An 8,090-nucleotide genomic window follows, 5' to 3' on the forward strand; every position below is an offset into this window, starting at 1 on the left:
CCACGTTGGAGGATTCGCGACCTGATACCTGTTAACGGCATCCCCGGCGAACTTCTTTAATTTTTCGAAAGCGGGATGTAATCGAGCGGACGGGGGCCGTTGCCGCTACCCCCGCGTGCGCCAACTCCGCAGCAGCAGCGCATTGGTCACGACGCTGACGCTCGAGAACGCCATCGCCGCGCCCGCGAGCATCGGATTGAGCAGCCCGAACGCGGCGAGCGGAATGCCGATCAGGTTGTACGCGAATGCCCAGAACAGGTTCTGCTGGATCTTGCGCCACGTGCGGCGCGAAATATCGATCGCGTCGGCGACGAGCGCCGGGTCGCCGCGCATCAGCGTGATGCCGGCCGCGTGCATCGCGACGTCCGTGCCGGTCGCCATCGCGATGCCGATATCGGCGGCGGCGAGCGCAGGCGCATCGTTGATGCCGTCGCCGGCCATCGCGACGACGCCCGCGCTGCGGATCTTCAGATCGTGGATCACGCGCGCCTTGTCGGCGGGCAGCACGTCCGCATGAAATTCGTCGATGCCGAGCGCGGCCGCGACGCTTGCCGCGCTGCCGCGATTGTCGCCGGTCACGAGTACGCTTTTGATACCCATCTGCCTGAGGCGCTCGATAGCCGCGCGTGCGGTCGGTTTCACCGTATCGCCGAATGCGAGCAACGCGAGCACGGCGGACGGTTGTGCGGCGCCGCCGCGCGTGATCAGCCACGACACGGTGTTGCCCGCGTGCTCCAGTTGCTGCGCGCGCAGCGCGAGACGTTCGGGCAACGTGACGCCGAGCTCCGTGAGCCAGCGGCGGCTGCCGATCGCGAAGGTATGTCCGTCGACGTCCGCTTCGACGCCGCGACCCGGCACTGCGCGGGCCGCTTGCACGGCCAGGGTAGCAGACCCGGCGGCAGGCACCCCGGCAGGCCCGATGACAGACTCGACGGCCGGCTCCACGGCGGACGCCGTAACGGGCCCCGCATCCGCCGCCGCGCCGCCTTCCGTTCCACCTTCCGCCACGACAGCCCCCCGCTGCGTGTCAAACGCCTTTACCACCGCGCGCGCCAACGGATGATCGCTGTGCTGTTGCACCGCCGCGGCGACGCGCAACGCATCGGCACGCTCGACGCCATCGGCCGTCTCGAACGCGCTCAGCGACGGCTGGCCGACCGTCAGCGTGCCGGTCTTGTCGAATGCAACCACGTCGATCTGATGCGCGGTTTCGAGCGCCTGCGCGTCCTTGATCAGCACGCCATGGCGCGCGGCGACCCCGGTGCCGGCCATGATCGCGGCCGGCGTCGCGAGGCCGAGCGCGCATGGGCAGGCAATCACCAGCACGGCGACCGCGTTGAGGATCGCCGGCTCCACGCCGGCGCCCGCGAGCAGCCAGCCGGCCAGCGTGACGACGGCGATCGCGAGAATCACCGGCACGAACACCGCGCTCACGCGATCGACGAGGCGCTGGATCGCCGCCTTCTCCGCCTGCGCGGATTCGACGAGGCGAATGATGCGAGCGAGCGTGGTCTCCGCGCCGATCGCGGTGGTCCGCACGGAGATCGCGCCTTCGCCGTTGATCGAACCCGCGGTGACCGGATCATCGGTTTGCTTCGGCACCGGCATGCTTTCGCCGGTGATCAGCGATTCGTCGATATGCGTGCGGCCCTGCAGCACCGTGCCGTCGACCGGCATCCGTTCGCCCGGCCGCACCGCGACGATCATCCCGACGCGCACCTGCGCAAGCGGCACGTCGTGCTCTTCGTTGCCGACGACGATCCGCGCGCGATCCGGCCGCAACGCATTGAGCGCGCGGATCGCATCGGTGGTCTGGCGTTTGGCGCGCGCTTCGAGCCACTTGCCGAAGCGCACCAGCGTGATGACAACCGCTGACGCCTCGAAGTACAGATGCATCGTGTCGCCCGGGTGCATCGCGAGCTGATAGACGCTGATGCCGTACGCGGCCGACGTGCCGAGCGCGACCAGCAGATCCATATTGCCCGCGCCCGCGCGTACCGCGCGCCATGCGGCGCGATAGAACCGCGCGCCGAACACGAACTGGACGACGCTCGCAAGCGCGAGTTGCAGCATGCCGGGCAGCATCGCATGCACGCCGAACGGTTCGGTCGCCATCGGCGCGATCAGCGGCAGTGTGAGCAGTGCGGCGACCACGACCGCGGCCAGCTCGCGGCGCGCGGTGTCGCGCCGCGCCGCAGCGGTAGCGGCGGTCGATGCCGGCGCGACGGTTTCAGTCACGATTGGCGTCGCGTGATAGCCGGCCTTTTCGACTGCGGCGATCAACTGGTCGATGCCGGAGCCGCCGTTCAACTGGACGCTGGCCTTTTCGGTCGCGAGGTTCACCGCGGCGGATGCGACCCCCGGCACCTTCGACAGCGCTTTCTCGACGCGCATCGCGCACGATGCGCAGGTCATGCCGCCGATCGCAAGCTCAGCCGTCGCCGGCGGGGCGAAGGCGGGGACGGACGCGCTTGCCGCCTCGACGGCTTGCGCGACGGGCGCGGCGTCGTAGCCGGCCTTGCGCACCGCGGCGAGCAGCGCGTCGAGCGGAACTGACGCGTCGGCGTCGACGGTCGCTTTCTCGGTGGCGAGATTCACGCTCGCGCGGGCGACGCCGGGTACTTTGGCGAGCGCCTTTTCGACGCGCATCACGCACGACGCGCAGGTCATGCCCTGGATTTCGAGCTCGGCGCTCGGGCGGGCGGGGCGGCCGGCCGCGGTTGCGGCGGCGTCAGAGGGCGTAGCGAGGTCGGTCATGATTTTCGGGTTCCTGCCGCGGCCGATGGGCCGCTCGATGAAACCCAGTATCGACATTCCAATGATGGGAAGGTCAAGGAAATCTTCGCGCGGCGGCGGATTCGCACCCGCTGCGCGCCTTACTCATTGCCCATCGCCGTGTCCATTGCCGCCGACACCGCCCGCTGCGCATCGCTGCCGCGCTCGCGCAGCGCGTCGAGCGCGCCCTGCCGGTCCGCCGTGTCCTTGTTCTGACTCAGCTTCCACTTGCCGACCAGCCGCGTCAGCTCGATCTCGATGCCGACGATCGCGCCCAGCATCTGCGCGATAAAGTCTTCGGGCGCATCGCCGATCTTCCACGGCGCCGGCTCGCCCGCTTCCATCCTGCGCGTGAGCCGCGCGACGAGGCCGCGCACGAACCGCTCGTCATCGCGCACCGTGATGCGGCCGTGCGCATGGACCACCATATAGTTGTAAGTCGGCACCTGCCGATGCGCTTCATGCTTGCTCGGATACCAGTTCGGCGAGATATACGCGGACGGCCCCTGGAAAATCACCAGCGCGTCCGGCCGTTCGGCCGCTTCGCGCCACACCGGGTTGGCCCGTGCGACGTGCGCGCGCAGCGTGCCGTGCGGGCCGCTCGACGCATCGAGCTCGAACGGCAGATGGTTGGCGTCGAGTCCATGCGGGCCGACCGTCACGAGCGCGCCAAGCGGACAATCGTCGATCAACCGATGGAGCACGTCGGCACGAGTCTCTTCAAAGTGCGCGGGCATATACATGAGTTCCTCCGGTCATTGAAGGTATCCCGCAAAAATATGCGGAAAAGCGCAACCGTACCGCGAAAATGCTCACTGCGGCCGGTCCTTTGGCGGATATGCTTGCCTGTGTCTCACGGATACGATACAACCCGTCTACATAATCCACAGAACCAGGAAGACGCGGAAGGCGTGCGGTGGGCCAGACCGGTGCCCACGCAGCCCCGACCGACGTATCCCTACGGACGCGTGTTCGTCGAATGACAAAAAATCGCCAAAAACCCAATTCGCTGAATTTGCTGTTTTATTCACGCTATGCCGTTTGCGTCTCATTGGCCGCTGCCGCAATGCTGGCCGGCTGCAATTCTTCTCCCATCGCCACGCCGAAGCCGACCGGATGGATTCAGGACGAAGTCGCCGACTCGTACGTGTTCGCGTATCCGCTCGTGCTGATGGGCGTCGCGCGCGACGCGGCGGTGGGCAGCGGCCCCGGACAGGCGCCGTTCAATACGCTGCGCCATGCGCAGGCGCTGCCGCCGGTCGGCGCCGCGAACCGGCCGACGCCGGGCGTCGACACGCTCGATTCGTCCGCCTGGCTCGATCTGTCCGGCCAGCCGGTGCTCGTCTCGCTCCCCGATTCCCGTAACCGTTATGTCGACGCGCGTGCGCTCGATATGTGGACCAACGTGCTCTGGTCGACGACGGCTGAGCAAACCGGCGCGCGCGTGACCGGCATCAAGGCGCAGACCGTCGCGTTCGTGCCGCAGGGCTGGAACGGCGATTTGCCGAAGGGCGTCAAGCGCGTCGACGTGCCGACCCGCTACGTGTGGCTCAACATACGCGTGCAGTCGAACGGCGGGCGCGATATCGCGGCAATCCGCAAGCTGCAGCGGGCCATGCGCGTCGCGCCGCTCGACATCTATACCGGCGCGGCGAAGTCGTCCGACGAGCCGCGCAGCTATCCGGCCGGCGACATGCCGGTCGCCGGCACGCCGGACTCGCAGGTCGCGGCGCTCGACCCGAAAGCCTTCTTCGATCACCTTGCGCAACTGCTGCCCGACAATCCCCCTGCGCCGCCCGATCCGCATGCACTGAGCATTCTGGCGGACCTCGGCGTGAAGTCGGACGCGCCGGTGCAGTTCCCGTCCGGCGCGGACAGCGCCCTCGCGGCCGGTCTTGCCGAAGGCCGCGCACGCGTGCAGACTGCGCCGACCAACGTGCTGACCGCGAACGGCTGGAGCTGGTTCGGCGACGGCGTGGGCAACTACGGACCCGACTACGGGTTGCGCGCGTATGCGGCCTACGCGCAGCCAGGCATCGGCACCAAGGACGACGAGGTGCGCGCGACCGCGACGCTCGACAACGACGGCCATCTGCTGAACGGCGCGAACCGCTACGTGATCCACTTCACGCCGGCGCAGTTGCCGCCGGTGCGCGGCTTCTGGTCGATTACCGCATACACGAAGGAGGGCGGCCTCGACGACAGCGAAACCGCCCATGTCGCGGTCGGCGATCGCAACGGCTTGCGCCGCAATCGCGACGGCTCGGTCGACGTGACCGTGTCGTCGGCACGGCGCAAGGCGGCGAACTGGCTGCCGACGCCGCGCGGCGGCTTTCAGCTCGTGATGCGACTTTATGCGCCAAAACCGCAGGCGAGCGACGGCACCTGGCAACCGCCGCCGGTCGTCCGGCAGTAGGGGCGCGCGTCGCGAAGCGCGCGGCGTTTTGCGTCCGCCGCTTCGTGCCACGCGGTTTCGTGGCTGCGGTTTCGCCGGGCGCTTCGTTTGGCGTTTCGTTGTTGTCTCGTTGGCGGTTTCGCTCGCCGTTTTGTCGTCAAGCGCAGGTAAGAGCAATGCGTAACAGCGTTCTTACATTTGATCTGTCGCCGCGACACAAGACGTATACTTTGCCCAACTCTGACTCCTGCGGCGGGCTTGCCGCCGCACGATCCGCGACCGAGAATGGCAAGCCTCAATAAAGCAACGCTCGCATCCTCCTTGCAGACCGTACGCGATGTCGCGCGCGGCCGGCGCACCCGCCGTGTCGTCATCGGGCTGCTGATCTTCCTTGTGCTGTTCGGGCTGCTCGGTTTCTTCGCCGCGCCGCCGCTGATTCGCCATATCGCTGCGCAACAGCTGTCCCAACAGCTCGACCGGCCCGCCACGATCGGCCGCATCGCGCTCAATCCCTACACGTTGAATCTCGAAGCCGACCGCATTCATATCGGCGAACGCGGCGGCGCCGGCGACTTCATCGATATTGAACGGCTGATCGTGCGGCCGTCCTGGACGTCGCTGTTTCGCGCGGCGCCGATCGTCAACGAAGTGCAGATCGACTCGCCGCGCTTTCATATCGTTCGCTACGATGCGCAGCGCTTCAATTTCAGCGATCTGATAGAAAAATTCTCGAAACAGCCGGCGAAGCCGGAAAGCAAGCCGACGCTGTTTTCCGTGTCGAACATCCGTCTCGAAAACGGCCAGATCACATTCGACGACCGGCTGCTGAACGAAAAGCATGTCATCGATCAGTGGAAGCTCGGTATTCCGTTTATCGCGACGTTGCCGTCGAAGACCGATATCTTCGTCGAGCCGCTGTTGCGCATGCGTATCGACGGCAGTCCGCTCGCGCTCGACGGCAAGACCAAGCCGTTTGCGCAGTCGCGCGAGTCGGAGGTGTCGCTGCGATTTGACGGGCTCGACATGCCGCGTTTGCTGTCGTACGCACCGATGAAGCTGCCGGTGACCGTGCAGGCGGGCAAATTGTCGAGCGATCTGCAGCTCAATTTCGTCGTGTCCGGCGATACGCCGACGCTGCGCGTGTCCGGCACCACCGATCTCGCCGACCTCAATGTGGTCGACGGCAACAAGGCGCCGTTCTTCGCCGCGCATGCGGTGCATGTCGGCGCCGATCTGCTCGAGCCGTTGAAGAGCGTCTACCACTTCGGCCAGATTCGCATCGACGCGCCGTCGATGCATCTCGCGCGCGACAAGGACGGCGTGTTGAGCGTGCAAAGCATGTTTGCCGCGCAGCCCGGCGCGAATCCGGCGCCGGGCCCGTCGCCCGCTGCCACGGCGAGTGCGCCGGCGGTGGCATCGCCGGCTTCCGCGCCGCCGTCAGCCGCGGCGAGCGCGTCCGCGGCGCCTGCAACCGCCGCCGCGCCGCCGCCGCCGCTCGACCTGGCGATCAAACGCTTCACGCTGAACGACGGCACCGTAGAGGTAGCCGACGCCGCCGCGTCGCGGCCGGTCACGACGACGTTGACGAATGTCGGGATGTCGCTCGCGGACTTTTCGTCGGTCGCGAAAACGCCCGCGCGCTATACGCTCAATCTGACGTCGAAGGACAACGGCGGCACGCTGAGCGCGGCCGGCTCGTTCGGCATGGTCGCGAAGACAGCCGACGCGAAGCTCGATCTGAAGTCGATTTCGCTGCCGCCGCTGCAGCCGTATCTGGACACCGCGACCGCCGCGCGAGTGCTAGACGGAACCCTCGCTGCGAGCGTCAACCTCAGCGCGAACTGGGCGCAATCGCCGCCTGCGCTGCAGGTCGGCGCGAGCACGCTGGATCTGCAATCGCTGAAGCTCGCCGCGCCCGGCGTGAAGCAGCCGGCGATCGCCCTCGCGCAAGGGCACGTGGCGCTCAAGAGCGTCGACCTCGCGGCACGCAAGGCGGACATCGAAAGCATCGATGCGAGCGGCCTTGCGATCGACGCGACGCGCGAGAAAGACGGCAATATCGATCTGCTGTCGCTCGCCGGTCCGCATCACGAGGCGCAGGAGCGCACCGCGATTCACGCCGTGAAGAAAGCGCAGGAAGCCGGGCCTGCATGGCACTACACAATCGGCGCGCTGAACCTGAAAGACGGCTCGGCGACCTTCACCGACAACACGACCGCGCGTCCGGTCAAAGTGGCGGTCGCGCCGCTGCAACTGAAAGTGCAGCAGATCAGCGACGACCTGTCGCGCCCGCTGCCGATCGATCTGCAAGCGACGGTCAATCGCAAAGGCACGCTCGGTGTCACCGGCGATGTCACCGCGACGCCGCTCAAGCTCGCATTGAAGCTGGACGCGAACCGGCTCGACGCGGCGGCGTTCGAGCCGTACTTCGGCAACCAGCTGAACGCGACGATCGCCAGCGCGCTGCTCAACGCAAAAGGCGACGTGACGCTGGTCGACGAGGAAAAGCGCGGCAAGGCGGGCGGCGGACTGAAGGCGGCATATCGCGGCGACGCCGCGCTGGTCGATGTGCGCATGCTCGACAAGGTGACGTCGGGCCCTTTCGCGGGCTGGCGCTCGCTCGCGTTGACCAACCTGAAGGCCGACTACGACGCGCGCGGCACCGAGGTCGATGCGTCGCGCGTGACGTTCACCGAGTTTTACGGGCGCGTGCTGCTCGATGCGCAGGGCAAGCTGAATCTGAGCGCCATTGTCGCGAAGCCGGGCGACGGCGCCGCGCATTCGCTGACGCACGACGACAGCAAAAACGGCAGGCCGCCGATTCCGCTCACGCCGCCCGCGGTGGCGGAGGCCGCAGCCGGCGGCGAAGCGAGCGCCGCGACGGAGGCGACTGCCGCCGCCAGCACACCGGCGACGGGCG

At 67.4% G+C, this 8,090-nt stretch carries 4 protein-coding genes; 2 read left to right on the plus strand and 2 right to left on the minus strand.

Annotation, left to right across the window (positions count from 1 at the left end; all coding sequences use genetic code 11):
- Positions 1-105: 105 nt before the first annotated feature.
- Both HV675_RS17855 and HV675_RS17860 read right to left on the minus strand, forming a co-directional pair.
- Complete coding sequence (locus HV675_RS17855; RefSeq protein WP_175112256.1) at positions 106-2,757, minus strand: heavy metal translocating P-type ATPase; 2,652 nt, start codon at positions 2,755-2,757, stop codon at positions 106-108.
- A gap of 119 nt (positions 2,758-2,876) precedes the next feature.
- On the minus strand, positions 2,877-3,518 hold the full coding sequence (locus HV675_RS17860; protein ID WP_175112257.1) for an FMN-binding negative transcriptional regulator: 642 nt from the start codon (positions 3,516-3,518) through the stop codon (positions 2,877-2,879).
- Between the two features lie 236 nt (positions 3,519-3,754).
- On the opposite strand from HV675_RS17860, the gene HV675_RS17865 reads away from it, so the two are divergent.
- Positions 3,755-5,191 (plus strand): DUF1254 domain-containing protein, encoded by a 1,437-nt coding sequence (locus HV675_RS17865; RefSeq protein WP_175112258.1) that lies wholly within the window; start codon positions 3,755-3,757, stop codon positions 5,189-5,191.
- Positions 5,192-5,455: 264 nt separating this feature from the next.
- Positions 5,456-8,090 (plus strand): DUF748 domain-containing protein (locus HV675_RS17870; protein WP_175112259.1); only part of this gene is annotated, 2,635 nt, incomplete at its 3' end.

This window comes from Paraburkholderia solisilvae (assembly GCF_902859875.1).
GTDB classification, from domain to species: Bacteria; Pseudomonadota; Gammaproteobacteria; order Burkholderiales; family Burkholderiaceae; genus Paraburkholderia; species Paraburkholderia solisilvae.

What these genes read in the sequence shown, in the direction of transcription:
- HV675_RS17855 (WP_175112256.1), bottom strand. Translation starts at nt 2,757, where the DNA reads ATGACCGACCTCGCTACGCCCTCTGACGCCGCCGCAACCGCGGCCGGC.
- HV675_RS17860 (WP_175112257.1), bottom strand. Translation starts at nt 3,518, where the DNA reads ATGTATATGCCCGCGCACTTTGAAGAGACTCGTGCCGACGTGCTCCAT.
- HV675_RS17865 (WP_175112258.1), top strand. Translation starts at nt 3,755, where the DNA reads ATGACAAAAAATCGCCAAAAACCCAATTCGCTGAATTTGCTGTTTTAT.